The following is a 25,639-nucleotide window of genomic DNA, read 5'->3' as shown; positions in this document are numbered from 1 at the left end:
TCAGTCAGGAGGAAGTCCCTGCAACGCGACCTCGGGCAGCCAGCACGATGCTCAACGCAATGGGCAGCCAGGTGACCAACCAGTCCGCATTGGGTTTGAGCCACAAGCCAATGCCGTCGGTCATCAAGGAAACCGATGCGAAGACCCAGAGCGCCAACAACACCTGGCCCAGCGGTTGCGCGCGGCACATCCAGCCTCTCCAGCCTGCGACCAGCCACAGCCCGCCAAACAGCAGCAGGCCAGGCACGCCAAGGCGCACACCGGTATCCAGGAACAGATTGTGCGGATGCTTGAAAGCCTGGCCAATTTCAGGGACGGGAATCAGGTAGGAATGGAACCCCACGCCCATCGTCCAGTGATCGAGCATCAAGTGAACACCGCCCTGCCACAGTTGGGGACGATAAGACAGGCCCCGCTGCAGCAGGATTTCCGGCTCGAATGCGGCAACCAGGGCCACCCCCGCCACGACCAGGGCAACCAGCGCGCCGCCCAGGCGCGAAGGTCGCGCCATGGCCATCACCAGTAGACAGGCGCCCAGCCCGATCCACACCCCACGGGTCTGGTTGGAACCCAGAAATAACAGGTAGCCCAGCGCCGCGACCATCAGCAGCGCCATCAAAGCAGGTTTCAGGTGCCTGGATCGCCAGGTGAAAACGCCCATGATCGCCAGGCTCCCCACCGCATGGGCAGCCATGATCGGCGTATCCCACAGCCCGATGGCAATCAACCGGTCGCTCAAAGGCCGGGCACTGAGCCCGTAGAAATACACCCAGGACGCGGCTGCGAATAACCCGCCGAGAATCGACGCCCCCAGCACCATGGACTCCAGCCGCCAGTGGCGATTATGCGCAGCCAGCAGCACGCCTGCCAGGGTCAACGTCACGTAGAGAACCACCTTGCTCTTGCCCAAGGCGTTATCGCCGCCCTCGACCATCAGCACTGCCAGCGTCCAGGCCACTAGCACGGCGAAAAGTGCGCATTCGGGCAACTTGAGCATCGAGCGGAAATCCCGATGCAGCAGCCCCAACAAAGCGGGCAACCACAACAGGAAAATCAACAACTGGTGGTACAGCTTGTTGCTGGGCAACACCCATGCTCCACACAACAGCACAAGGAAGCCGATGGATGCCCATATCGTCAGATTGTCTCTATCGACCAGCCGCCTCAGGCAGATGGGCATTGGTCTTTACCCAACAGCCTGTCGGCGACCCGTTGCAACTGAGCCTGATCGGCATTCTTCCAGGCACCCTTGATGCAATAGCACTCGGAAAGGTAATGGAAGAAGTTGCGCCGCAAGCGCTCATCAAGCGGCCATTGCGGGAATGCACGAGCCAATGACACGACCTGATCGGCATCGTCGGCGTGCATCACCAGCCCGTCGATATTAAAAAACGCCTGGCCCAGGGTCAGCACCGGCTTGCCCAACAACAAGCTCTCCAGGCCCACGGTCGAATTGATCGTGATCACGAACTGACTGGCCTCGATCAACTGCTGCGTGGCATTGCCGTTGGCGAAGAGCAGGCGCTCATGGGTCCGCTCGTGCAGCTCGGGGTACGTCTCGCGGCTGGACGGGTGCTCCTTGAACACCACCGTCAGGCCCGTCTCCTCGGCGAGTCGCTCGCCCAAGGCAAACATATCGCGCATGTTCCTGATCCAGGGCGAGAATAGCCGGACCTGGCTGTCACGATCGTCCTGGAACGGAATGAACACGAACTGCGCCGGCAGCTCGATCGGCGCCGGGCCGGCGCTGCGTGGCGCACGGGGAATCAGCACCGGTGCAGCCTGGTTTTCCGGCACCGGATACGGGTAGTCGAGGTAGAAACCGGCATCGCGAGGAACCGCGTTCAGGTAGTTCACCCCGCGCGGGTCCACTGTGGTGGTGTCGGGCAACAGGCCGTTCTCGAAAAAGAACGTCTTGCAGCCACTCGGTGCCAGCGCCGTGAGCAACCGGCAGTAACGATGGGAACCGTTCCAGAACGCCAACGCATCGGGGCGTTCCCGGTCAAGCAAGGCCTGGGCGCGCAGGGCCATCCAGAGAAGTTCGAGGCGCAGCAACAGGCGATACAGCGCGCCATTGTTCTTGTTCTTGACCCGACGTTCCGCGCACTTTTCCTCGATCAGACTCGGCCAATCGATGCGCGAAACAACCTTGGAGATCCGTCGGAACCCGGGCCAAGGCATTTGTTGAGGAGAAACGACCTTACCCTGCAGCTCGGTTTCGTTGAGCAAGCGGTTGAAATAAAGGCCTTGGTGCTTGGCCAGGGAAATGAACAGCGTTTTTGTCATGGAATGTCCAGAAAGACGGCGCCAGGCAGGCCCGCAAACAGGGCGAACACCCTGGGAAAAATTGACGCGACTATACCACAGCGGTTTTTGCCGCCTGCACACTGCGCTAACATACCCGGCTGCCCCTCCCAGCGGGCCAAGCCTTGGAGCCTCGATGCAAACGCTCGACCCTACTGTTTACCTCAGCCTGCGCGAAGGTGCCGATGTCCTTGAGGCCGATCGCCAAGGGGATAAGGTGCTGCGCCTGGCCGATGGCTCGATGCTCAAGCTGTTTCGCCGCAAACGCCTGCTGACCTCCGCGCTCTGGTCACCGTATGCCAAGCGCTTTGCCGACAACTGCCAGACCTTGCAGGCGCGCGGCATCGAATGCCCGCGCATTCGCCAGGTCTACCGCATTCCCGCCATCGAGCGTGATGCCGTGCATTACGACCCGCTGCCCGGCAGCACCCTTCGTCAATTGCTCGGCGCGGACACCTCTATCGACCTTCGGTCACGACTGGGTGAGTTCATCGCTCGCCTGCATCAGAACGGCATCTATTTTCGCTCCGCGCACCTGGGCAACGTGGTGCTGACGCCTGAAAACACCTTGGGACTGATCGATGTCGCCGACCTGAAGGCCTATCGCAAGCCGCTGCGCAAAGGGCTGCGCCTGCGCAATTTCAAACACATGTTGCGCTATCGACAGGACCGCGAATGGCTGCTCCAGGACAACCAGTTCCTGGAGCATTATCTGAGTCATCAGAAGGTGTGCAACGAGCGGGAACTGAGGCTCGCGCTCGGCATTTGAGCGGCAGGCTGCGACGTCAGCCGACGGCAGTCAGCCTGTAGGTTTCGAAATTTTCTGCCGGGTCTCTGCCGCGCAGCAAGTCATCGACCAGCTCGACGGTTTTTGCCAACCCTCTGGAGCCGTGCACCAGATGGTAGTCGGCGAAGCCCCGAGCCTTGGCCACGCACTGCGGATAGTCCTGCTCAAGCGCGTGCAACTGCTGGGAAAACGCCTGTTCATCGCGCACTTGCGGCCCGAAGAACAACGCGTGGGAAAAGATATCCACATCGCGGCCGGCATTCACGTGAATTACCGGACGCCCCGCCAGCCCTGCCTCGATGCCGGCGTTGGACATGATATTGATGACCGCGCTGGCTTGGGCGAGCGCCTGTGCCAGCGAGCACTCCACATCCAGCAACTCGATGTTGGCGAACCGCGTCGCCGCGTCGCGCCAGAACTGCGCCTTGCTGCGTGGATGGCGCTTGAACAGCACGCGATAATCCGGGTTGCGCCCGGCCCAATCGCGCAGCAACTGGTAAGTGTCCTGGTAACCGGTTTCTTTCTCCCGATCAGGCCCTACCCCCAGCACCAGCAGCGTTTTGATAGTTGGATCAGCGACGGGCAGGTCATAGGTTTCGTCGGCGAGATAGGAACCGACCAGCACCACCGTCGACTCACCGAACCGCAGCGTCCGCTCTTGCAGTGCTTCCAGCGAACTGCGGCCGAAGACGCCGTAATAATCGTAGTCGTTCATTCCCAGCCGGCGGGACGACTCCAGTGTCGTGGCATGCGCCAGGTGCAGCAGGCGGGCCCCACGCGCAGCCAGCGCCAGGCGCAGGAACGGAGCGTGGAGACTGCCATTGCGCTCGTTGATCAGTACTTTGGGCTGATAGGTCATCACCAGCCATTGGGCGTGGGCGGCATAGACCAGGTAACGCAGCGGCACGGACTGTGGCGGCGGCGCCAGCATGCGCTGGGCACAGGCATCGGCGGGAGCGCGCAGCGCAGCTTCCGTCAGGTGATGACCGCGCTTGCGCAGGGCATCGATCAGGATGTTCTTGCGCTGCAGCGCCATGGACTTGGGCGCTGAATGCAGCAGCAGCACTTCGCAAGGTACCGCGTCGGTCGAATGCTCCAAGCACGCCTTGGCGCGCAAACCAATCGTTACATCCACCACCACGTCACGAACCAGGCGCAACAGGCTGCCCAGGCGACCGTGGCGCTCGCGCAGCAGTTTCCAGCGGTAGCGGTCCAGTTCACGAGCCTTTCGAGCCCAGCTTCCGTCGGCCTGGAACATGCTGTCGTCAGACCTTGCGGCGTTCACTTGAACAACAACCGGATAGCCTTGCGCGTATAGGACCAGCGCGTGAGCGAGCGAACATCGGTACGCACGGCCTGGGCATAAAAAGCCTTGGCATTGGCATAGTCACCGGCGCTGTAGCAATCGCGGAACAACGACAGGCAACGCTGGGCCATGAAGGCCTTGCGCAAATCTTGCAACGACTGCGGCATGCGCGCCGGGGAAAACACCTCGTCGACCATGCCCACGCCCGCCGCCAGGCTTTGCCTGAGGTCATGCCGCATGCTGTCGCCATGCTTGTAGATCAGCGCCAGCGGCTGATCGAGCACGGTGCATGGAAAGCGCGCCAGTACCTGGGCAAACACCGGAATGTCTTCGACGTTACGCAGATGCTCGGGATAGTTACCCGGCCCGAACACCTCGCGGTGCATGGCACAGGCGCCGTTGGACAGGGTCACCGTCTTGTCCAGCAGGTAGCCCCGAACGCGCTCACGCGGCGTGGCCGGCAGCGGCTTTACCGCATGCTGGACGCGTCGCCCGTCAGGAAACACCGACCAGTGGCCGCCGATGATCAGGCGAGTTTCAGGATGACTGGCAACATGCCGGGTCGCGGCGGCAAGCGCACCCGGCGCCATCTCGTCATCGGCATCCAGGAAGATCAGGTATTGCCCCCGAGCCTCTTCGATCCCGCGATTGCGTACCGACGACAAACCACCATTGGGTTTGCGCAGGGCCCGGAAGAGCCCGGCATGTTCGGCCTGCAATTGCGCCAGGACCTGCGGCGTTGCATCGGTGGAACCATCGTCGATCACCAACAGCTCGGCCCGGGCTCCGCCCAACTGCGCGATGACCGAGTTCACCGCGCGCGGCAAGGTCTCGGCGTAGTTGTAGGCCGGGATGACGACACTGATCAGCACCTCAGTCATAAGCGTCCACACCGTCCTTGACGACCAGAATGTCTTCCATGATCAGGTACTGCAGGTCGGAGCCGAAGAACATGTTCAGCGCGTCGGTCGGCGAGCAGATCATCGGCTCGCCACGACGATTGAGCGAAGTGTTCAGCGACACGCCATTGCCGGTCAGGACTTCCAGCGCCTTCATCATGTCGTAGTAGCGCGGGTTGTATTCACGCTTGAGCACCTGGGCCCGGGAAGTGCCGTCTTCATGGACCACTTCCGGCACGCGGGTCTTCCATTCCTCGGCCACTTCGAAGGTAAAGGTCATGAATGGCGCCGGGTGATCGACCTTGATCATCTGTGGGGCAACAGTGTCGAGCATCGACGGGCAGAAAGGCCTCCAGCGCTCGCGGAACTTGATCTGCTCGTTGATGCGATCGGCCACGCCACTGGCGCTCGGGCAACCGATGATCGAACGACCGCCCAAGGCGCGCGGGCCGAACTCCATGCGCCCCTGGAACCAGGCCACCGGGTTGCCGTCGACCATGATCCTGGCGATGCGCTCGGGGGTGTTGTCGATCTTGCGCCATACCGGCTTGCTCGGATGGCGGGCGCACGCGGCGATCACGTCTTCGTTGCTGTAGGCCGGGCCGAGGTAGACGTGTTCCATCTTCTCCACCGGCACGCCACGGGCATGGGACACATAAGCCGCCGCGCCTACCGCGGTGCCGGCGTCCCCGGAGGCCGGCTGCACGAACAGTTCCTTGACGTCGTCACGGGCGATGATTTTCTGGTTGAGCTTGACGTTCAGTGCGCAGCCACCGGCGAAGGCCAGCTTGCCGGTTTCCTTGAGCACGTCGCCCAGGTAGTGGTCGATCATCTGCAGCGCGAGCTTCTCGAACAGCGCCTGCATGCTGGCGGCGTAGTGGATGTACGGCTCGTCGGCGATGTCGCCTTCACGCTTCGGGCCGAGCCATTCGATCAGCTTCGGCGAGAAGTAGAAGCCCTTGCCTTTCTCTTTATAGCGACGCAGGCCGATCACGTTGGCGTAGTCGGTGTTGATCACCAGTTCGCCGTTTTCGAACGAGGCCAGGCGCGAGAAATCGTACTTGCTGGCATCGCCATACGGCGCCATGCCCATGACCTTGAATTCGCCGTCGAGCATTTCAAAGCCCAGGAACTCGGTGATCGCGCCATACAGACCACCCAGGGAGTCCGGATCGTAGAATTCCTTGATCTTGTGGATCTTGCCGTTTTCGCCGTAGCCAAAGAACGTCGTGGCGTATTCACCCTTGCCATCGATACCCAGGATCGCGGTTTTTTCCTGGAAACCCGAGCAGTGGTAGGCGCTGGAGGCATGAGCCAAGTGGTGTTCGACCGGTTCGATCTTGATTTTTTTCGGATCGAAGCCCAGTTGCTCCAGGCACCAGACGATCTTGCGGCGATAACGCTTGTAGCGACGGTTGCCCATCAAGATCGCATCAAGGGCGCGATCCGGGGCGTACCAGTATCGCTTGGCGTAGTGCCAGCGCGCTTCGCCGAACAGGCTGATCGGGGCGAACGGGATCGCCACCACATCTACATCGGACGGCTTGATGCCGGCCTGCTCCAGGCAGAACTTTGCCGACTCGTAGGGCATGCGGTTCTTTGCATGTTTATCGCGTACGAAGCGCTCTTCCTCGGCCGCCGCGATCAGCTTGCCGTCAATGTACAGCGCTGCGGAAGGATCATGGCTAAGGGCGCCGGACAGGCCAAGAATCGTCAATGCCACAGGGGTCTAGCCTCTTATGTCTGCATACGGGCGACAAGCGCCGCGAAGAATTGATGCGCCGCGCGCCAAGGGCGCTGGGCAGCTAAAGGGCGGGATTATAGCTTAAAAGCGCCGGCAAACCTCTAGCGGCGAGCAAGTGACGAAGCTTACCTGAAGGACCTGAACACCCGTGGGAGCGAGCCTGCTCGCGAAGGCGGCAACGAATCTACACCTAACCCCAGGATTTACCCGATCCGTGGCGAGGGAGCTTGCTCCCGCTCGGCTGCGCAGCAGTCGTAAACTTGGCAACTGTGTTTTCCTGGCACACCGCATTGAATGGTTTTGGGGCTGCTGCGCAGCCCAGCGGGAGCAAGCTCCCTCGCCACGGTGAGTGATGGCCTGGCAATCCCCCTGTAGCCAGGAAATATTGGGGCTCAGGGCAGTGTGGGAGCGAGCCTGCTCGCGAAGGCGGCAACGAATCTACACCTAACCCCAGGATTTACCCGATCCGTGGCGAGGGAGCTTGCTCCCGCTCGGCTGCGCAGCAGTCGTAAACCCGGCAACTGTTTTTTCCTGGCACACCGCACTGAATTGCTTTGGGGCCGCTGCGCAGCCCAGCGGGAGCAAGCTCCCTCGCCAAGGTGAGTGATGGCCTGGCAATCCCCCTGTAGCCAGGAAACATTGGGGCTCAGGGCAGTGTGGGAGCGAGCCTGCTCGCGAAGGCGGCAACGAATCTACACCTAACCCCAGGATTTACCCGATCCGTGGCGAGGGAGCTTGCTCCCGCTCGGCTGCGCAGCAGTCGTAAACTTGGCAACTGTGTTTTCCTGGCACACCGCATTGAATGGGTTTGGGGCTGCTGCGCAGCCCAGCGGGAGCAAGCTCCCTCGCCACGGTGAGTGATGGCCTGGCAATCCCCCTGTGGCCAGGAAACATTGGGGCTCAGGGCAGTGTGGGAGCGAGCCTGCTCGCGAAGGCGGCAACGAATCTACACCTAACCCAAAATTTACCCGATCCGTGGCGAGGGAGCTTGCTCCCGCTCGGCTGCGCAGCAGTCGTAAACTTGGCAACTGTGTTTTTCTGGCACACCGCATTGAATGGGTTTGGGGCCGCTGCGCAGCCCAGCGGGAGCAAGCTCCCTCGCCACGGTGATCGGTCACAAGGCCGAGAGGGTGTTTTCGACATCCTTTGGCAAGCGCTCATCAATCACCCGATACAACGCGCTATCCTGCGGCCAGTTGCGCATGAACCGCGCGCGATCCCGGGCGTAGGCCTGGGCGAAGCTGGCCTGGGTGCGGTGTTGGCACATGGAGTCGAGGTCGATCAACGCCCAGCGGTCCTGTTGCCAGAACAGGTTGTGGCCCTTGAAGTCGCCATGGCTGATCCGTTCGCGGATGAGGTCGGCGAACAAGCGATCCAGCGCCAGCAATTCTGTTTCGGGCGCCTCACCGGTCTCCACGTATGGGGCGAAGCGTTCGATGATGTCCGGGCCCGGCAAGTACTCGGTGACCAGATACGCACCACGGCGCAGCCACAGGAAACGCTTTTCCAGCAGCGCCAGCGGCTTGGGCGTGGCAATGCCGAGAAAGGCCAGGCGATGACCTTCGCGCCAGGCATGCCAGGCACGGCTCGGACGCCAGAAGCGCTTGAGCCAATGGGCGAAGCCCTTGATGTTGTAGCGCTTGATGATCAGCGTACGGCCGTCCGCCACCACCCTGCCGACACTCGCCGCGCCGCCGGTCTTGAACAGATGTCCCTGGTCAAGCAGGGCATCGGCCTGCTCAAGCACGGGCGCTATCGCGGCCTCTTCATCACGGCGGATAGCCCGCAGGCCGAAGGCCCCACGCTTGACGCTGAACAGGCTGCATTCTCGCCCGACCTTTTCGAGGAAATCCTTCAGGCGCCAGGAATGCACCTTGTCGATCTGTTTTTGCAACGCCTCCATCGGCAACGCATGTTCGGCATTGCCAAGCAGATAATGCACCAGCAACTCTTCGGTGAACGGCGCCAGGGACTTGGGCAACTGGGCGAAAAACACACCGAGATTCTCCAGCACTTTTTGCCGCGACAACGGCTGCCCTGCGGTTTCGACCCGAATACCGGCGCCATCGATCAGGTAGAGTTCCCCATCGTGGCGCAGCAGGTTGTCCAGGTGCAGATCCTCTTGCCACAGGCCCTTGGCGTGCAGTTGTGCAATGGCACCCAGGGCCTCCGCCAGCACTGCGGCCTGCTCATCGGCCAACGGCGGCAATTGCTCGACTTGCCTCCAGGCGTCGCCCAGGCTTTGGGCCCCTTCGAGCAATTCGAACAGCAGCCAGCCACCCTCGCCGTCCTTCAAACCGTCCACCAGCAACAGCGGTGTGGTCAGGCCCTGCTCCGCCAGCAGACGCACGCCTTGCAGCTCACGCTGGAAGTGACGAGCCGCCTTGGCCCCAACCAACAATTTCGCCAGTACCGGGCGACCGCGCCAGACACCCGCGCCCACGTAACGCTGCCCCGGCAATACGCGCAGAAGCGTCAGCAATTGCAATTGCGCCGGTCCGGCGGCGTCCGCCAGCTCCAGGCTCAAGGGCAGGCCAGGGCTACGGCCGGCGTTTTTCAGTTCGGACAAAAGCATCAACGCGCCTCCTTGTCGGTACGGCGGGCGGCCACGCGTGTCATCCAGCTGTCGACCAGAGCGCTGTCCAGCGGCTGCTCCAGATAAGTAGCCAGCAACTGGCGCACGTCGTCACCCTTCCAGGCGCCTGCCCGGCGCAACAGCGGCTCCAGGTCCTTGATCCGGTCACGTTGGCCGAACAGCAGCGGCCGGGTCTTCTCCAAGTCGATCAACTGCGCCTGGTAGCCGCTGTCGCCGGCTTGCAGGAAAATGTGCTTGGGATAAAAACAACCATGCATCTGATGGGCATCGTGCAGGCGCCGCGCCAGGTGCCCGCAGGCCTGCAGGATGCCCTTGCGCTGCGCGCCACTCAGCGTCGACCAGCGCTGCAGCAACGAATCGAGGTCATCCCAGCCGTCCAGCGCACGCGTCAGCAGAACCGCACGGGCCTCGCCGTTCACCTTGCGCTGGCCGTAGAACACGGCCTGCAGCGCGGGGATGCGCAGTTGCCGATAACGGCTGATATTACGAAACTCCCGGGAAAAACTCGGCTCGCCAAACGGATGCGACAAGGTTCGGGTCAGGTAATTGCTCTGACGCTTGAGGTAGTACCCCTGCCCTTCCAGTTCCAGGCGGAACACGCTGCTCCAGCCTTCCCCCGAGGTGTTGGGTTCGTCCACCGCTTCCAGTTGCCGTGCCCACAAGGCCTCGAAGCTGTCCAGGCCATGGCGTTGCAGCAACGCGCGGTCTTCATCGGCCAGAAAATCAGTCATTCACGCCCCTCGAAAAATTTCACCACGTGCCGGATACGCTTTTTATCCAGGGCATCCAGCCGGTCGCGCTGCCGGTATTGCAGATAAAAACGTAGGCGCTGGGTGGCCGACAGGTGATATTTGGCGACCTTGTCCAGGCACGCCAGGTCCTTGATGATCCGGTACTTGAGCCAGAAGCCGCGCCAGAAATCACCGTTCGGACAATCGATCAGGAACAACCGCGACTGATCGTCGATCAGCAGGTTGCGCCACTTCAAATCGTTATGGGTAAAGCGCTGCTCATGCATGGTCCGTGTGTAACACGCCAACTGCCGGCTCACACCGTCGACCCAGGCGCGATCCGCCAGCCTGGGGTCGCGACGTTCGGCCAGGGCCGAGAGGTCTTCGGTGCGAGGCAATTCGCGGGTGATCATCGCACCACGGGCGAAGGCCGCGCCGTTGCGCTCCAGTCCCCAGGCAATGATTTGCGCGGTCGGGATCCCCCATTTGGCGAAGCGCTTGAGGTTCTGCCATTCGGACTTGACCCGCGGCCTGCCCAGGTAACGCCGCAAGCCCTTGCCGGCGCCGGTGTAGCGCTTGACGTAATAATTGACGCCGTTGCGCTGCACACGAATCACCTCCGACAGCGGGTCGCGCGTCAGACGCTCGCCCTGAAGGGCGAACACCGCGTCCAGGCTACCGAAATCCGCCGCCAGTTCGGCGTAGGCCGGTTCCAGTGTCCAGCCTGACATCAGAGCGCGTCCCCATACCGCTGCTTGCGCGCATACAGCTTGCTGGCCTTGCCTTCGAGCCAGGCCAGCAGCGACGCTTCTTCAGCCAGTACCTGGCGCAACGGCTGCTGGAAATATCCTTTGAGGAAACGCAGCTTGTCGCGGCGCGTCAGGCCGATGTCCAGCGCCGAAAAATACAGCGCGGCCAGGTCTTTGTTGCGCCAGCGCGTGGTGATGGCCGGGCGGGTCTGGGCGCGGTGCAGGTCGATCACCGAGAGCTTGAAACCGTCGGCCGTCACCGGTGTGTCGGTATGCAGCAGGAAATGGCAGATGTAGCAGTCGCGGTGGTTGACCCCGGCGCGGTGCATCATGCCGGTCATGCGCGCCACTTCAGCGATCAGTGCCCGCTTGAGCCTGGGCTGCGGCGGCTGCCTGACCCAGTCGATGCTGTAATCTTCAAGGCTGATGGTGGGCGCCAGTTCTTCGGTGACGATGAACGAATGCTGGTCGGCCGGGTTGCTGCCCTTCTCGCCATACGCGACGGCCGTCATGGTCGGCACGCCGACTTCCTGCAGACGCTGGATGGCTTTCCATTCCTGTCCCGCGCCAAGTACCGGCAGCTTGGCGGTCAGCAGGTTCTTGAAAATCTCGCCCCAACCGATGCCACGGTGGATCTTCACGAAAAAGCCGCGACCGTCCACCTCGGTACGCAAGGTGCGCCGGGCTTCGAGTTCACGGTAGACCTCGCCCTTGAGCGCCTCGACCTCGGTGAACGCATCGCGTCCGGCCCAAAGGCTCTTGAACGGTTCGGCCAGCATCAATTTCATCAAGCGTGCTCCGCCAATATCACATCGGCCGCGTGCTGCGGCATGCTGTAGAGGTCGGCCGTCTCGGCGAAGGCCAGACCGTTGCGGCTCCAGGCCGCCCTTGCCTCGGAATCACCGAGCATCCGCCCCAGGTATTCGGTCAGTTGCGTCTGCTCGAACGGCTCATCCAGTACCAGGCCGCTATCGGCCTCGGCGATGTAATGGGCGTACCCGCACACCGCGCTGACCAACACCGGCAACCCGGCCACCAGCGCTTCGAGCAGTACCGTGCCGGTGTTTTCGTTGTAGGCCGGGTGGATCAACAGGTCGGCGCCCAGCAGGAAACGCGGGATATCGCTGCGGCCCTTGAGGAACCGCACATTGTCGCCCAGACCCAGCGCGGCACTCTGCAATTGGAATACCTTGGGGTCGTCCTGGCCGATTACAAACAGCCGGGTGCGTTTTCTCAATTTGGCCGGCAGCGCGGCCAGGGCCTTGAGGCTGCGATCCACACCCTTGGTCTTGAAGCCGGAGCCGATCTGCACCAGTAGCAGGTCATCGTCGGCCAACTGGAATTCGGCCCGGAACGCGGCGCGGATCTCGTCGGCATCAGCGGGCCGGCGACGGTCCTGGGCGATGCCGGGCGGCAGCAGATGGAAGCGTTCCAGCGGCGTGTCGTAGTGCTTGATGAACAGCGGCTGCTGGACTTCGGAAATCATCAGGACTTCGGTCTTGGCATCCTTGGCGAACACCGCCCGTTCGTATTCGGCGAAATGCCGGTAGCGGCCCCAGCGCCGGTACAGCGAATTGCGCAGATTCTGTGCTTTGTCTTCGAAGCAGCCGTCGGCGGCGTAATACACGTCCAGGCCTGGCATCTTGTTGAAACCGATCAGACGATCCACCGGGCGCTGGGCCAGGTCGGCCTCCATCCAGGCGCTGAGTTTCTCGTTGCGACGGTGATTGAACAGCGCCTTGACCGGCGCCACCAGGACCTCGAAGCCGGGCGGCACGTCGCCCTCCCAGATCAGCGTGTAGACGCGGATCTGGTGGCCGCGGCGCTGGCATTCCAGGGCGATGCGCATGAAGTCACGCTGCAGGCCACCGAAAGGAAAGTATTTGTAAAGGACAAAAGCCAATTGCATCAGCGCGGCTCCTCAGCCAATAACGTGCTCAGGTGGCTGGCAACACGCTCGGGGTTTACACGCGTGAAGCACAGGGGCTGCTCGCGTTTAAGGTCAAACCGACGGGCATCTTCGGCGGTCGGTGGATAAGTACACTGTTTCTGCATGCAGGGCGCGCAGGGGAAATCACTGGCGAGGTGAATCTGCCCTTTGCCGTAGGCACCGGTCAGTACCGGGTTGGTCGGGCCGAGCAGCGAAACGGTTGGCACGTCCAGGGCCGCGGCCAGGTGTCCGAGGCCAGTGTCCACGGCCACGCAGGCCTGGGCACCGGCGAGCACCTTGCCCATGCCGCCGAGGTTCAGTTTCGGCAGTACCAGCGCGTTGCGCAGCCCGCTGGCGATGCGCTCGGCGCGGGCCTTTTCGGCAGGGTTGCCCCACGGCAGTTTCACCACCACGCCGTACTGGCCCATGCGCTCGGTGAGCTGGCGCCAGTAAAGCTCGGGCCAGTGCTTGGAGTCCCAGGTCGTGCCATGCAGGAAAACCACATAGGGATAGGGGCGCGGCAGTTCCACCAGGCGGTCGATGTCGAGGCCATAGTTGCCCTGGGTCTGCGGCAAGTCGTAGCCCAGCGCCACGGCAAACAGCTGGCGCACGCGCTCGACCGCATGCTGACCACGGGCCACCGCCAGGCGCCGGGAGTAAAACCGCGCCGCCAGGGGTTCGCGCGCCGAATCCTTATCCAGGCCAGCCACCGGGGCCTTGACGTAGCGAGTCAGCCAAGCGCTTTTCAGCAAGCCTTGGGCATCAATCACCAAGTCATACTTCTCGGCCCGCATGCTCTGCTTGAATCGCCGCCACTCGCCGCTCTTGATGGTTTGCCAGATATTCTTGCGCCAGCGCCGGATCGCCACCGGGATGACTTTGCCCACCGCGGGGTGCCAGGTAGGGATTTCGGCGAACCCCTCTTCCACCACCCAGTCGAAGCGGATGCCGGGAATCGCCCGCGCCGCATCGGTCAGCGCCGGCAGGGTGTGGACCACATCCCCCAGGGAGGAGGTCTTGATCAGCAATACCCGCAAGTTACCGGACCTCCACGGGTGAGCCCTGCAATCGCTCCAGGGCCTCGTTCACCGACGGCGGCATGAGCTGGCGCAGGCAATTGTAGTGGCCGAAGCGGCAGGTGCGATCGAAGCACGGGCTGCATTCGATGCCCAGGCGCACGACTTCGACTTTGTCGGCCAACGGCGGCGTGAAGCCCGGCGAGGTGGAACCGTAGACCGCCACCAGAGGGCGGTTCAACGCCGCCGCGACGTGCATCAGGCCGGAGTCGTTGGACACCACGGAATCAGCGCAGGACAACAGATCAATGGCCTCGGCCAGGGACGTGTCGCCGCTCAGATTGGTCGATTCCTCCCGCAGGCCGGGGATCAGCCGCGAGCGGATGTCCTCGCCCACGGAGTGATCGTTTTTCGAACCGAACAGCCAGACTTGCCAGCCTTCGCGAATCTTCGCCTCGGCCACCTGGGCGTAATGCTCGGCCGGCCAGCGCTTGGACTCACCAAATTCGGCACCCGGGCACAGCGCCAATACCGGCCGGTCCAGGGTCAGGCCGAACTTGGCCAGGGCCGTTTCGCGCGTGACCGGGTCGATCTGCAGGCTCGGTCGCGGATAAGGCTTGGGCAACTCGGCGCCCGGCTCGTAGGCCAGGGCCATGAAGCGCTCGATCATCAGCGGATAACGATCTTTATCCAGCGTGCGCACATCGTTGAGCAAGCCATAGCGAAATTCGCCACGCCAGCCAGTGCGCTTGGGGATGCTGGCGAAAAACGGCACCAACGCCGATTTCAGCGAATTGGGCAGCAGGATCGCCTGGTCGTACTGACCGGCCAGGGATTTGCCGATGCGCCGGCGGGTAGCCAGCTCAAGCACGCCATGACCGAGCGGGAAGCTCAAGGCCTTGCGCACTTGCGGCATGCGCTCAAGAATCGGCCGGCTCCACTCGGGGGCCAGGACATCGATTTCGCATTGCGGATGACGCTGCTTGAGGCACTGGAACAGTGTCTGCGCCATCACCATGTCACCGACCCAACTGGGTCCAACGATCAGAATATTCATGAGCTTTCCAAAAACGCTACGGGGAGGCCTACGCCTCCCCGCCTCGAGAATCACTGTGGCTTAGGTCGCTGCCTGTTGCCCTAATCTACAACACACCACCGATCTGTTGTGGGAGCGAGCCTGCTCGCGAAGAGGCCGGCACATCCAATATCCATGGCTCCTGATACTCCGCCTTCGCGAGCAGGCTCGCTCCCACAGGGTCCTGCACAAGTTTCAATTACTGCGCAGCACCACAAATCCAGTGTGGGAGCGAGCCTGCTCGCGAAGAGGCCGGCACATCAATATCAATGTCGCCTGGCACTCCGCCTTCGCGAGCAGGCTCGCTCCCACAGGGTCCTGCACACGTTTCAATTACTGCGCAGCACCACAAATCCAGTGTGGGAGCGAGCCTGCTCGCGAAGAGGCCGGCACTTCCAACATCCATGGCGCCTGACACTCCGCCTTCGCGAGCAGGCTCGCTCCCACAGGGTCCTGCACAAGTTTCAATTACTGCGCAGCACCACAAATCCAATGTGGGAGCGAGCCTGCTCGCGAAGAGGCCGGCACATCCAATATCAATGTCGCCTGACACTCCGCCATCGCGAGCAAGCTCGCTCCCACAGGGTCCTGCACAAGTTTCAATTACTGCGCAGCACCACAAATCCAGTGTGGGAGCGAGCCTGCTCGCGAAGCGGCCGGCACATCCAATATCCATGGCGCCTGGCACTCCGCCTTCGCGAGCAGGCTCGCTCCCACAGGGTCCTGCACAAGTTTCAATTACTGCGCAGCACCACAAATCCAATGTGGGAGCGAGCCTGCTCGCGAAGAGGCCGGCACATCAATATCAATGTCGCCTGGCACTCCGCCTTCGCGAGCAGGCTCGCTCCCACAGGGTCCTGCACAAGTTTCAATTACTGAGCAGCACCACAAATCCAGTGTGGGAGCGAGCCTGCTCGCGAAGAGGCCGGCACATCCAATATCCATGGCGCCTGGCACTCCGCCTTCGCGAGCAGGCTCGCTCCCACAGGGTCCTGCACAAGTTTCAATTACTGCGCAGCACCATCTTCAGCTCATATACCTTCAGCTCAGCCCCAACTCCCGCCAGATCCGCATCACTTGTCGACGCTCCTCGACGAACTGATCGCCTGCGATCACCCCGGCGTCTTTCTGCAGAGCCTGGCGGTGGGCGGCGGAGCGGTAGGCCTTGTAGGCTTCGCGCAACAGCGTGGCGTCCTCGGCGGGCAGCAACCCGACCTCCTGCAACCCGTCCAGGATGCGGATGTTGTCGGTATAGCGGACCAGCGATGGATGTTCCTCGGACCACGCCAGGGCCGCGTATTGCACCATAAATTCAATATCGACGATACCTCCGGCATCCTGCTTGAGATCGAAGGGTGCCGTGGCTTCGAAGGCATTTGGCGCGGTTCCGGCGGCGGTGGCCTTGCTGCCGAGATTATCGCGCATCTTGGCGCGCATCTCGCTGACCTCCTGGCGCAAAGTCGGCAAGTCACGCGAACGTCCCAGCACCTGAACGCGGACTTTTTCGAACGCCTGGCCCACATCCTGGCTGCCCACCAGCACCCGGGCACGTAACAGCGCCTGATGTTCCCAGGTCCAGGCTTCGTTTTCCTGGTAACGGGCAAACGCCCCCAGGGAACTGACCAGCAAGCCCGAGGCCCCGGAAGGTCGCAGGCGCATGTCCACCTCATAAAGCTGCCCGGAGTTGGTCTGGGCCGTCAGCAAATGAATGATCCGCTGACCAAGCCGGGTGAAAAACTGCGCGCCATCGATGGGTTTCGGACCGTCGGTTTCGGCCTGCGGGTCACCGTCGTGGATAAACACCAGGTCCAGGTCGGAACCATGCCCCAGTTCCAGCCCCCCGACTTTTCCATAACCGACAATAATGAAGCCTGGATCGCACAGGCTGCCGTCGGTGCGCAGTGGCACCCCATGCTTGGCCGTCGTCTGGCGCCAGGCCAGGGCCAGCACCTGTTCGAGAATCGCTTCGGCCAGCCAGGTCAGGTAATCGCTGACTTTCATCAGCGGCAGGCTGCCGGCGATTTCCGAGGCGGCCACCCGCAAGCGGTGCGCCAGTTTGAAATGCCGCAAGGCTTCCATCTGCTGCTCAAGATCGTCCTCGGGAATTCGTGTCAGACGCTCGCGCAACTCCGCCGCGAGCTCAGGCGCCAGGGGCGGCTTGAACAAACGGCCTTCATTGAGCAATTCATCGAGCAACAGCGGGAACCGGGTGATCTGCTCGGCGATCCACGGACTCGCCGCGCACAGCGTCAACAAACGCCGCAGGGCGCCGGGGTTCTCGGTCAACAGCACCAGATAGGCCGAACGGCGGGCGACGGCCTCTACCAGCGGCAATACCCGTTCGAGCACCAGGTCCGGGTCGGCATGTTCCACCGCCTGGGCGAGCAGGCGCGGAATGAACGCGTCCAGGCGCTCGCGCCCCAGACGCTGCATGGCGCGCAGCTGCGGGCTGGCACGCAGGACAGCAAGGGCCTTGAGCGCTTTGGGTGCGTCGGCAAAACCGGCCTCCTCCAACTGACGACACGCCGCTTCCTCGTCCTGGCTGTCTTCCCACAATGGCAACCATTCGCCGCCAACCACCATTTCGCCTTCGCCGCCCTCGTCCTCATCCGGGTCCGCGATGACCTGGCCAAAATGCCACGCCACCCGACCGCGCCAGTACATCAACTGCTCGTGGAACGCCGCCCAATCGACGAAGCCCAGCATGAACGCAATGCGCGCCTGGTCTTGCGGGTTATCCGGCAGCATCTGGGTCTGGCGATCGGCAATGGCCTGGATCGCGTGCTCGGTATATCGCAGGAATTCATACCCCTGGCGCAATTCATCAATGACCTTGGCCGGCAGATAGCCCTGGCCTTCCAGGGTTCCCAACACCTTCAACAATGGCCGTTGCTGCAAGCTCAGGTCACGACCGCCGTGGATCAGCTGGAACGCCTGGGCAATGAACTCCACCTCGCGAATGCCGCCCGAGCCCAGCTTGATGTTGTCAGCCATGCCTTTGCGCCGCACCTCCTGCTGGATCAACTGCTTCATGGTGCGCAGCGCTTCGATGGCAGAAAAATCCAGGTAACGGCGATAGACGAACGGGCGCAGCATGTCGAGCAATTGCGCGCCGGCCACCTGGTCGCCGGCCACCACCCGCGCCTTGATCATGGCGTAGCGTTCCCAGTCGCGCCCCTGATCCTGGTAATACTGTTCCAGGGCATTGAAGCTCAATACCAGCGCACCGGCCGAGCCGTAAGGGCGCAAGCGCATGTCGACGCGAAACACGAAGCCGTCGACGGTCATCGGGTCGAGGGCCTTGATCAGCCGCTGGCCGACGCGGATGAAAAACTCCTGGTTATCCAGCGGCCGCTTCGCGCCAACGGTTTCGCCGCCTTCGGGGTAGGCAAAGATCAGGTCGATGTCCGACGACAGGTTCAGTTCCACCGCTCCCAGCTTGCCCATGCCCAGGATGACCATCTGCTGCGGCTCGCCACTGCGCCGGCCGGTGGGGGTGCCGAATTGCTGGCTCAGGCGCTGGTACAACCACTGATACGCCTGGTCGATGCAGGTGTCGGCCATGTCCGAGAGATCACGACAGGTCTGTACCAGATCGGCCTGGCGGGTCAGGTCGCGCCAGATGATCCGCACCTGCTGACGGGTGCGCTGGCGACGCAGCACGCGACCCAGTTCGTCCTCGGTCTCGGCGGCTCGTACGGCAGCGGCGATCTGCCCGCACATTTCACCCGCCGCCAGGCTGCGGTCCAGCTCACCGCTGCGCACCAGTTCCAGCAGCATCGCAGGATCCCGTACACTTTGTTCGATGACAAAGTCACTGGCAGCGGCGACGCGGTTGAACTCGGCCCAACGCTGCGGCGTCCAGGCGGACAGCCCGTGATCGTCGTCCAGCGAAGCAACCGCCGCGCGGAACGACTGCTCGGCGCGACTGACCAATGACTGGAGAATTGCCGGAATTTCGGCAAGCGAGGGCAGGCTCATGGTCTATCCTTGATCGGCGCGGGAAAGGCTGGATGTAGTGTTTTTTGCAAAGCCACTACCTGATCGACTGTCGAACAAAGATGATAAATAGCTGATTTTCTGATTTTATTGGCAGCCGGCATCAAGTTTTTACCTGTTCGAGTTGGCTAAAGACCAACAGTAACGATTATTCTCACAACGAAACGAGGGGCCATAAGCCGCTCATGTGTAGTTTTACTACTCGTCTATACATTCGAAAGGCTGAAACGGCCAACGATTTGTAGTAAAACTACACGCCGCCGAAACAACCTTCGGCAATCCAAGAATTTATATCGTCTGCCCACAAGGCCAGTCGCAAACTCAGGCAACCGATTCTGGTAGCCTTTCCGCCCTGGAGCAAGCCATGCAAGACCTCGATCCCGTCGAAACCCAGGAATGGCTGGACGCCCTGGAATCGGTTCTCGACAAAGAAGGCGAAGACCGTGCTCATTACCTGATGACCCGTATGGGCGAACTCGCAACCCGCAGCGGTTCGCAACTGCCCTACGCCATCACCACGCCGTACCGCAACACGATCCCCGTTACCCACGAAGCACGCATGCCTGGCGACCTGTTCATGGAACGCCGCATTCGCTCGCTGGTGCGTTGGAACGCGTTGGCCATGGTCGTGCGGACCAACCTGAAAGATTCTGACCTGGGCGGTCACATCTCCAGCTTCGCCTCCAGCGCGACACTGTATGACATCGGCTTCAACTACTTCTTCCAGGCCCCGACCGACGAACACGGCGGCGACCTGATCTACTTCCAGGGTCACGCATCGCCCGGCGTCTACGCCCGTGCGTTCATGGAAGGCCGCATCACCGAAGACCAGATGAACAATTTCCGCCAGGAAGTGGACGGCAACGGCCTGTCCTCGTACCCGCACCCTTGGCTGATGCCGGACTTCTGGCAGTTCCCGACCGTATCCATGGGCCTGGGCCCGATCCAGGCGATCTACCAGGCACGCTTCATGAAGTACCTGGAAGCTCGTGGCTTCATCCAGCCAGGCAAGCAGAAAGTCTGGTGCTTCATGGGTGACGGCGAGTGCGACGAGCCGGAATCCCTGGGCGCAATCTCCCTGGCCGGCCGCGAGAAGCTGGACAACCTGATCTTCGTCATCAACTGCAACCTGCAGCGCCTCGACGGCCCGGTTCGCGGCAACGCCAAGATCATCCAGGAACTCGAAGGCGTGTTCCGTGGCGCCCAGTGGAACGTCAACAAAGTCATCTGGGGCCGTTTCTGGGACCCACTGCTGGCCAAGGACGTCGACGGCATCCTGCAGCGCCGCATGGACGAAGTCATCGACGGCGAGTACCAGAACTACAAGGCCAAGGACGGCGCGTTCGTCCGCGAGCACTTCTTCAACTCGCCTGAACTCAAGGCGATGGTCGCCGACCTGTCCGACGACGAGATCTGGAAGCTCAACCGTGGCGGCCACGACCCGTACAAGGTCTATGCGGCCTACCACCAGGCGGTCAACCACAAAGAACAGCCAACCGTTATCCTGGCCAAGACCATCAAGGGTTATGGCACCGGTGCAGGCGAAGCGAAGAACACCGCGCACAACACCAAGAAGGTCGATGTCGACAGCCTGAAGCTGTTCCGCGATCGCTTCGACATTCCGGTCAAGGACAGCGAGCTGGAAAACCTGCCGTTCTTCAAGCCCGAAGAAGGCAGCGCCGAGGCCCGTTACCTGGCCGAGCGCCGCGCCGCCCTGGGTGGTTTCGTGCCGCAGCGCCGTGCCAAGAGCTTCAGTATCCCGACCCCACCACTGGAAACCCTCAAGGCGATCCTGGACGGCTCGGGCGACCGTGAAATCTCCACCACCATGGCCTTCGTGCGGATCCTCGCGCAGCTGGTCAAGGACAAGGAGATCGGCCAGCGCATCGTTCCGATCATCCCGGACGAAGCCCGTACCTTCGGTATGGAAGGCATGTTCCGCCAGTTGGGCATCTACTCGTCCGTCGGCCAGCTCTACGAGCCAGTCGATAAAGACCAGGTGATGTTCTACCGCGAAGACAAGAAGGGCCAGATCCTCGAAGAAGGCATCAACGAAGCGGGCGCCATGAGCTCGTTCATTGCCGCCGGTACTTCGTACTCCAGCCACAACCAGCCGATGCTGCCGTTCTACATCTTCTATTCGATGTTCGGCTTCCAGCGTATCGGCGACCTGGCCTGGGCCGCCGGCGACAGCCGCACCCGTGGCTTCCTGATCGGCGGTACCGCCGGCCGGACCACGCTGAACGGCGAAGGCCTGCAACACGAAGACGGCCACAGCCACATGCTGGCCGGGACCATCCCGAACTGCCGCACCTATGATCCGACCTACGGCTACGAGCTGGCGGTGATCATCCAGGACGGCATGAAGAAGATGACCGAAGAGCAACAGGACGTCTTCTACTACATCACCGTGATGAACGAGTCCTACCAGCAGCCAGCCATGCCGGCCGGTGTCGAGGCAGGTATCGTCAAGGGTATGTACCTGCTCGAGGAAGACACCCGCGAAGCGGCGCACCACGTCCAGCTGATGGGCTCCGGCACCATCCTGCGCGAAGTGCGTGAAGCGGCGAAGATCCTGCGCGAAGAATTCAACGTCGGCGCCGACGTCTGGAGCGTCACCAGCTTCAACGAATTGCGTCGCGACGGCCTCGCTGTAGAGCGCAGCAACCGCCTGCACCCTGGCCAGAAACCGAAACTGAGCTACGTCGAAGAATGCCTGAACGGTCGCAAAGGGCCGGTCATCGCCTCTACCGACTACATGAAGCTGTTCGCCGAGCAGATCCGCCAGTGGGTTCCTTCCAAGGAGTTCAAGGTGCTGGGCACCGACGGTTTCGGCCGTAGCGACAGCCGCAAGAAGCTGCGTCACTTCTTCGAAGTCGACCGTAAGTTCGTTGTGTTGGCAGCCCTGGAAGCACTGGCTGACCGCGGCGATATCGAACCCAAGGTGGTGGCCGAGGCCATCGTCAAGTTCGGCATCGATCCGGAAAAACGCAACCCACTGGACTGCTGAGGAGAATTTTCGTGAGCGAACTCATTCGCGTACCTGACATCGGCAGCGGTGAAGGTGAAGTAATTGAACTGTTTGTGAAGGTCGGCGACCGTATCGAAGCCGACCAGAGCATCCTGACGCTTGAATCGGACAAGGCCAGCATGGAAGTGCCCGCGCCGAAGGCCGGTATCATCAAGAGCCTGAAAGTGAAACTGGGTGATCGCCTGAAAGAGGGCGACGAGCTGCTGGAGCTGGAAGTCGAAGGCGCCGCTGCGGCACCTGAAGCGCCAGCGCCCGCTGCTGCGCCGGCAGCGGCTGAAAAGCCTGCCGCCGCGCCGGCTGTCGAAGCGGCTCCCGCGCCCGCTGCGGCGCCTGCCGCTGCCAGCGTCCAGGACATTCATGTCCCGGACATCGGTTCCTCGGGCAAGGCCAAGATCATCGAAGTGCTGGTCAAGGCCGGCGACACCGTCGAAGCCGACCAGTCGCTGATCACCCTGGAATCCGACAAGGCCAGCATGGAGATCCCTTCGCCGGCTGCCGGCGTGGTGGAAAGCGTCGAGGTCAAGCTGGACGACGAAGTCGGCACCGGTGATTTGATCCTGAAGCTGAAAGTAGCCGGTGCCTCGGCACCTGCCGCGCCAGCCCCGGCAGCTGCGCCTGCTGCCAAGGCTGAGTCGGCCCCGGCTCCGGCGCCAGCCGCCGCGCCTGCCGCCAAGGCCGAAGCGGCTCCTGCCCCTGTCGCCGCTGCGCCTGCGCCAAGCGGTGCCAAGGTGCACGCCGGCCCAGCCGTGCGTCAGCTGGCCCGTGAGTTCGGCGTCGAGCTGTCGGCCGTTGGTCCAAGCGGTCCTCACGGCCGCGTGCTGAAGGAAGACGTGCAGGCCTACGTCAAGGCCATGATGCAGAAGGCCAAGAACGCACCGGCCGAAGGCGCCACTGGCGGCGCGGGTATCCCGCCGATTCCGGCGGTGGACTTCAGCCGCTTCGGTGAAACCGAAGAAGTCGCGATGACCCGCCTGATGCAGATCGGCGCGTCGAGCCTGCATCGCAGCTGGCTGAACATCCCACACGTGACTCAGTTCGACCAGGCTGACATCACCGAACTGGAAGCCTTCCGCGTCGCACAGAAAGCCGTGGCCGAAAAGGCCGGTGTGAAGCTGACCGTGTTGCCGCTGCTGCTCAAGGCTTGCGCGCACCTGCTTAAGGAACTGCCGGACTTCAACAGCTCCCTGGCCCCAAGCGGCAAGGCTGTGATCCGCAAGAAGTACGTGCACATCGGCTTTGCCGTCGACACCCCGGAAGGCCTGCTGGTACCGGTCATCCGTAACGTCGACCAGAAGAGCCTGCTGCAACTGGCTGGCGAAGCCGCTGCCCTGGCCGAAAAAGCCCGGAACAAGAAGCTCACCGCCGACGACATGCAGGGCGCCTGCTTCACCATCTCCAGCCTCGGTCACATTGGCGGCACCGGCTTCACGCCGATCGTCAATGCGCCGGAAGTGGCGATCCTGGGTGTCTCCAAGGCCACCATCCAGCCAGTCTGGGACGGTAAAGCCTTCCAGCCCAAGCTGATGCTGCCGCTGTCGCTGTCCTACGATCACCGTGTGATCAATGGTGCGGCCGCTGCACGCTTCACCAAGCGCTTGAGCGACCTGCTGGGCGACATCCGCACCATCTTGCTGTAACACTGAATGGCCCTCCTCACGGAGGGCCATTCGGGATTCGTTTTCCGAGCGCCACGCTCGTACCTCAACCCCGCCCGTCTGGCGGGGCTTTTTTTGTCTGCAATTCAAGTCAGGTACATCGGTGCAGGATGTGCCGACCTCATCGCGAGCAAGCTCGCTCCCACAATGGATTTGCGGCGCTGCCCAGCATTTGAAACTGATGAAGACCCCGTGGGAGCGAGCCTGCTCGCGATAGCGGCAGGTCAGGCGACGCGGTAATTCCCTACTGCGCAAGATTCAAATAACTACACCCCCTGTAGTCATTGCCTACAACGTGCGCCCCCTTCCTTATGGATATTTACGACACGCCAAGCCTTAGCATCGAACCGCCAAGGCATCTTGATGCGTGCCTCATCAAAACTTCGAATGGATTCGAATATGTTCAAACCTACCGTCGGCCCTATCGTCGGCCACACCACGACCCACCATGCGCGGATATTCCTGCGCGGCGACCACGCCAACAACAGGGTCTTCGCCGGGATTCGCCACAGGCGCCAAGGTGACACCCGCTGGTCGCAAGGCCAGTTCGTGCAATTGAAGGCTTACCGCGACATGACCGCTGTCATCGTTCTCAAAGGTCTTCGCGCCGATACCGCCTACGAATACCAGGCGGGCTGGTTCAGCCCCCTGCGCCCGACCCATACCACGACGACCGTACAGCAACTGCCATTGCCATGGCCCGGGGAGGTTTACCACTTGCGCACGCCGTCCGGCACGGATAACGCTGCGCGCAGCTATATCGTGGGCTCCTGTCGTTATCTGCAGATTGCCGGCGACGTGCCGTTGCTGCCCGGGCTCGGTGACCGCATCTTCGCGAGCATCAGCCACCTCGTGAAGCGGGCTGATCCGCCGATCAGTGCCGTGTTGATGGCGGGTGACCAGGTCTACCTCGATGACCTGAACAAGGTCGCCCCGGACCGCAGCGCCCGGGACATTCTGTTCAAGTACCGCACGGCCTTCTCCCAGCCGCACATCAGGCGCTTGATGTCCAGCGTACCGACCTACATGATCCTCGATGACCATGAAATAGAGGACAACTGGCCCGCCAATAAAGAACCGGACGATGAGCGTCTATACGCCAACGCCCTGGATGCCTATGCGCTGTATCAGGCCAGCCATGGCCCGGCTGGCGAAGACCTGGACGACGCAAGCCCAGGCCGACCGCCGCGACGATTCTGGTACCTGTTCGCTCACGGCGATATCCAATGGTTCGTCACCGACAGCCGGACCCGACGCAACCTGTCGGCGGCTGACCGGCGCATCCTTGATCAGGAACAGGAGCAGGCGTTGCTCGAATGGCTCATCGGTAGCACTGCCCGGGTCAAGCTTGTCGTAACCAGCGTCATGTTCTATCCCGATCGCAAACTGGACGACGGAGACGCCTGGCAAGCTTTCCCGAACCAACGCCTGCGCCTGATCGAAGCCATCCGCACGCACCGGATCAAAAACGTGATTTTTGTGTCCGGCGACGTGCACGGCTCCCTGACCAGCCGCCTGGTTCATAACCAGGATCCTGATTTCGCAGTCCACACCATCGTTTCCTCGCCGCTGTGCAACAGCCTGCTGCTGCCCTACGCCACAGCCTCGAGTTTTATCATCGGCGAGCCCATGGCCAAGGCAGCGGGCGGCGAGTATCGATATGAACTGACCAGCAAGGTCATCAGCCAGGACAATTTCGCTCAGCTGCGAGTAACGACCCAGAGCATTCAGGTGACCTTTCATGACCGTGACGGCGGCCCCTTGGAGGTCGTCGATATACCGTTGCGCTGACCTGCGGTGGCACAACGAATGCCTCT

Annotated in this window: 17 protein-coding genes; 4 read left to right on the top strand and 13 right to left on the bottom strand. The window is 62.1% G+C overall.

Annotated features, from left to right (window positions below; translation table 11 throughout):
• Window positions 1–4: 4 nt before the first annotated feature.
• Both J3P97_RS02335 and J3P97_RS02330 read right to left on the bottom strand, forming a co-directional pair.
• Entirely contained in the window at window positions 5–1,087 is a 1,083-nt protein-coding gene (locus J3P97_RS02335) for an O-antigen ligase family protein (RefSeq protein ID WP_434673394.1), read from the bottom strand.
• Between the two features lie 77 nt (window positions 1,088–1,164).
• On the bottom strand, window positions 1,165–2,286 hold the full coding sequence (locus tag J3P97_RS02330; RefSeq protein WP_434673393.1) for a capsular polysaccharide export protein, LipB/KpsS family: 1,122 nt from the start codon (window positions 2,284–2,286) through the stop codon (window positions 1,165–1,167).
• A gap of 154 nt (window positions 2,287–2,440) precedes the next feature.
• On the opposite strand from J3P97_RS02330, the gene J3P97_RS02325 reads away from it, so the two are divergent.
• Window positions 2,441–3,073, top strand: a complete 633-nt coding sequence (locus J3P97_RS02325) for a toluene tolerance protein (RefSeq protein ID WP_434602628.1) — start codon at window positions 2,441–2,443, stop codon at window positions 3,071–3,073.
• A 16-nt stretch (window positions 3,074–3,089) separates the two neighbouring features.
• On the opposite strand, the gene J3P97_RS02320 is transcribed toward J3P97_RS02325, so the two are convergent.
• The 11 genes from J3P97_RS02320 to glnE all read right to left on the bottom strand — a co-directional run bounded on the left by J3P97_RS02320 (window position 3,090) and on the right by glnE (window position 19,118).
• Window positions 3,090–4,349: a capsule biosynthesis protein gene (locus J3P97_RS02320; protein ID WP_434673392.1), complete on the bottom strand. Its 1,260-nt coding sequence runs from the start codon at window positions 4,347–4,349 to the stop codon at window positions 3,090–3,092.
• 23 nt (window positions 4,350–4,372) lie between these two features.
• Window positions 4,373–5,278 (bottom strand): glycosyltransferase family 2 protein, encoded by a 906-nt coding sequence (locus J3P97_RS02315; protein WP_434673391.1) that lies wholly within the window; start codon window positions 5,276–5,278, stop codon window positions 4,373–4,375.
• Window positions 5,271–7,019: a carbamoyltransferase family protein gene (locus J3P97_RS02310; protein ID WP_305497269.1), complete on the bottom strand. Its 1,749-nt coding sequence runs from the start codon at window positions 7,017–7,019 to the stop codon at window positions 5,271–5,273. Before J3P97_RS02310 ends, J3P97_RS02315 begins: the two co-directional genes overlap by 8 nt.
• Before the next feature lie 1,135 nt (window positions 7,020–8,154).
• Window positions 8,155–9,615, bottom strand: coding sequence for a lipopolysaccharide kinase InaA family protein (locus J3P97_RS02305; protein WP_434673390.1), 1,461 nt, complete (start codon window positions 9,613–9,615; stop codon window positions 8,155–8,157).
• Window positions 9,615–10,367, bottom strand: coding sequence for a lipopolysaccharide kinase InaA family protein (locus J3P97_RS02300; RefSeq protein ID WP_434570055.1), 753 nt, complete (start codon window positions 10,365–10,367; stop codon window positions 9,615–9,617). Before J3P97_RS02300 ends, J3P97_RS02305 begins: the two co-directional genes overlap by 1 nt.
• The gene (locus J3P97_RS02295) at window positions 10,364–11,098 is read right to left on the bottom strand and encodes a lipopolysaccharide kinase InaA family protein (protein ID WP_434673389.1); all 735 of its coding nucleotides are present in this window, start codon (window positions 11,096–11,098) and stop codon (window positions 10,364–10,366) included. Before J3P97_RS02295 ends, J3P97_RS02300 begins: the two co-directional genes overlap by 4 nt.
• Window positions 11,098–11,904: a lipopolysaccharide core heptose(I) kinase RfaP gene (gene rfaP / locus J3P97_RS02290; RefSeq protein ID WP_434570059.1), complete on the bottom strand. Its 807-nt coding sequence runs from the start codon at window positions 11,902–11,904 to the stop codon at window positions 11,098–11,100. Before rfaP ends, J3P97_RS02295 begins: the two co-directional genes overlap by 1 nt.
• The gene (locus J3P97_RS02285) at window positions 11,904–13,025 is read right to left on the bottom strand and encodes a glycosyltransferase family 4 protein (protein WP_434602620.1); all 1,122 of its coding nucleotides are present in this window, start codon (window positions 13,023–13,025) and stop codon (window positions 11,904–11,906) included. The genes rfaP and J3P97_RS02285 overlap by 1 nt, the downstream gene beginning before the upstream one ends.
• A complete protein-coding gene (waaC, locus tag J3P97_RS02280) occupies window positions 13,025–14,083 on the bottom strand; it encodes a lipopolysaccharide heptosyltransferase I (protein ID WP_434602619.1) in 1,059 nt (352 codons plus the stop codon). The genes J3P97_RS02285 and waaC overlap by 1 nt, the downstream gene beginning before the upstream one ends.
• Window position 14,084: 1 nt before the next feature.
• Window positions 14,085–15,119, bottom strand: a complete 1,035-nt coding sequence (gene waaF / locus J3P97_RS02275) for a lipopolysaccharide heptosyltransferase II (protein ID WP_434673388.1) — start codon at window positions 15,117–15,119, stop codon at window positions 14,085–14,087.
• Window positions 15,120–16,178: 1,059 nt separating this feature from the next.
• The gene (glnE, locus tag J3P97_RS02270) at window positions 16,179–19,118 is read right to left on the bottom strand and encodes a bifunctional [glutamate--ammonia ligase]-adenylyl-L-tyrosine phosphorylase/[glutamate--ammonia-ligase] adenylyltransferase (RefSeq protein ID WP_434673387.1); all 2,940 of its coding nucleotides are present in this window, start codon (window positions 19,116–19,118) and stop codon (window positions 16,179–16,181) included.
• A 382-nt stretch (window positions 19,119–19,500) separates the two neighbouring features.
• On the opposite strand from glnE, the gene aceE reads away from it, so the two are divergent.
• The 3 genes from aceE to J3P97_RS02255 all read left to right on the top strand — a co-directional run bounded on the left by aceE (window position 19,501) and on the right by J3P97_RS02255 (window position 25,613).
• Complete coding sequence (gene aceE / locus J3P97_RS02265) at window positions 19,501–22,146, top strand: pyruvate dehydrogenase (acetyl-transferring), homodimeric type (RefSeq protein ID WP_434570069.1); 2,646 nt, start codon at window positions 19,501–19,503, stop codon at window positions 22,144–22,146.
• An 11-nt stretch (window positions 22,147–22,157) separates the two neighbouring features.
• Window positions 22,158–23,804, top strand: coding sequence for a dihydrolipoyllysine-residue acetyltransferase (gene aceF, locus J3P97_RS02260; RefSeq protein WP_434673386.1), 1,647 nt, complete (start codon window positions 22,158–22,160; stop codon window positions 23,802–23,804).
• Between the two features lie 417 nt (window positions 23,805–24,221).
• Window positions 24,222–25,613, top strand: a complete 1,392-nt coding sequence (locus J3P97_RS02255) for an alkaline phosphatase D family protein (RefSeq protein WP_434673385.1) — start codon at window positions 24,222–24,224, stop codon at window positions 25,611–25,613.
• Window positions 25,614–25,639: the final 26 nt, after the last annotated feature.

This window comes from Pseudomonas sp. R1-15 (assembly GCF_051132085.1).
Classification (GTDB): Bacteria; Pseudomonadota; Gammaproteobacteria; order Pseudomonadales; family Pseudomonadaceae; genus Aquipseudomonas.
The sequence above is the reverse complement of the archived record's forward strand: the minus strand, read 5'-3'. Positions and strand labels throughout refer to the sequence as shown.

What these genes read in the sequence shown, in the direction of transcription:
- J3P97_RS02330 (WP_434673393.1), bottom strand. Translation starts at nt 2,286, where the DNA reads ATGACAAAAACGCTGTTCATTTCCCTGGCCAAGCACCAAGGCCTTTAT.
- J3P97_RS02325 (WP_434602628.1), top strand. Translation starts at nt 2,441, where the DNA reads ATGCAAACGCTCGACCCTACTGTTTACCTCAGCCTGCGCGAAGGTGCC.
- J3P97_RS02320 (WP_434673392.1), bottom strand. Translation starts at nt 4,349, where the DNA reads ATGTTCCAGGCCGACGGAAGCTGGGCTCGAAAGGCTCGTGAACTGGAC.
- J3P97_RS02315 (WP_434673391.1), bottom strand. Translation starts at nt 5,278, where the DNA reads ATGACTGAGGTGCTGATCAGTGTCGTCATCCCGGCCTACAACTACGCC.
- J3P97_RS02305 (WP_434673390.1), bottom strand. Translation starts at nt 9,615, where the DNA reads ATGCTTTTGTCCGAACTGAAAAACGCCGGCCGTAGCCCTGGCCTGCCC.
- J3P97_RS02300 (WP_434570055.1), bottom strand. Translation starts at nt 10,367, where the DNA reads ATGACTGATTTTCTGGCCGATGAAGACCGCGCGTTGCTGCAACGCCAT.
- J3P97_RS02295 (WP_434673389.1), bottom strand. Translation starts at nt 11,098, where the DNA reads ATGTCAGGCTGGACACTGGAACCGGCCTACGCCGAACTGGCGGCGGAT.
- rfaP (WP_434570059.1), bottom strand. Translation starts at nt 11,904, where the DNA reads ATGAAATTGATGCTGGCCGAACCGTTCAAGAGCCTTTGGGCCGGACGC.
- J3P97_RS02285 (WP_434602620.1), bottom strand. Translation starts at nt 13,025, where the DNA reads ATGCAATTGGCTTTTGTCCTTTACAAATACTTTCCTTTCGGTGGCCTG.
- waaF (WP_434673388.1), bottom strand. Translation starts at nt 15,119, where the DNA reads ATGAATATTCTGATCGTTGGACCCAGTTGGGTCGGTGACATGGTGATG.
- glnE (WP_434673387.1), bottom strand. Translation starts at nt 19,118, where the DNA reads ATGAGCCTGCCCTCGCTTGCCGAAATTCCGGCAATTCTCCAGTCATTG.
- aceE (WP_434570069.1), top strand. Translation starts at nt 19,501, where the DNA reads ATGCAAGACCTCGATCCCGTCGAAACCCAGGAATGGCTGGACGCCCTG.
- J3P97_RS02255 (WP_434673385.1), top strand. Translation starts at nt 24,222, where the DNA reads ATGTTCAAACCTACCGTCGGCCCTATCGTCGGCCACACCACGACCCAC.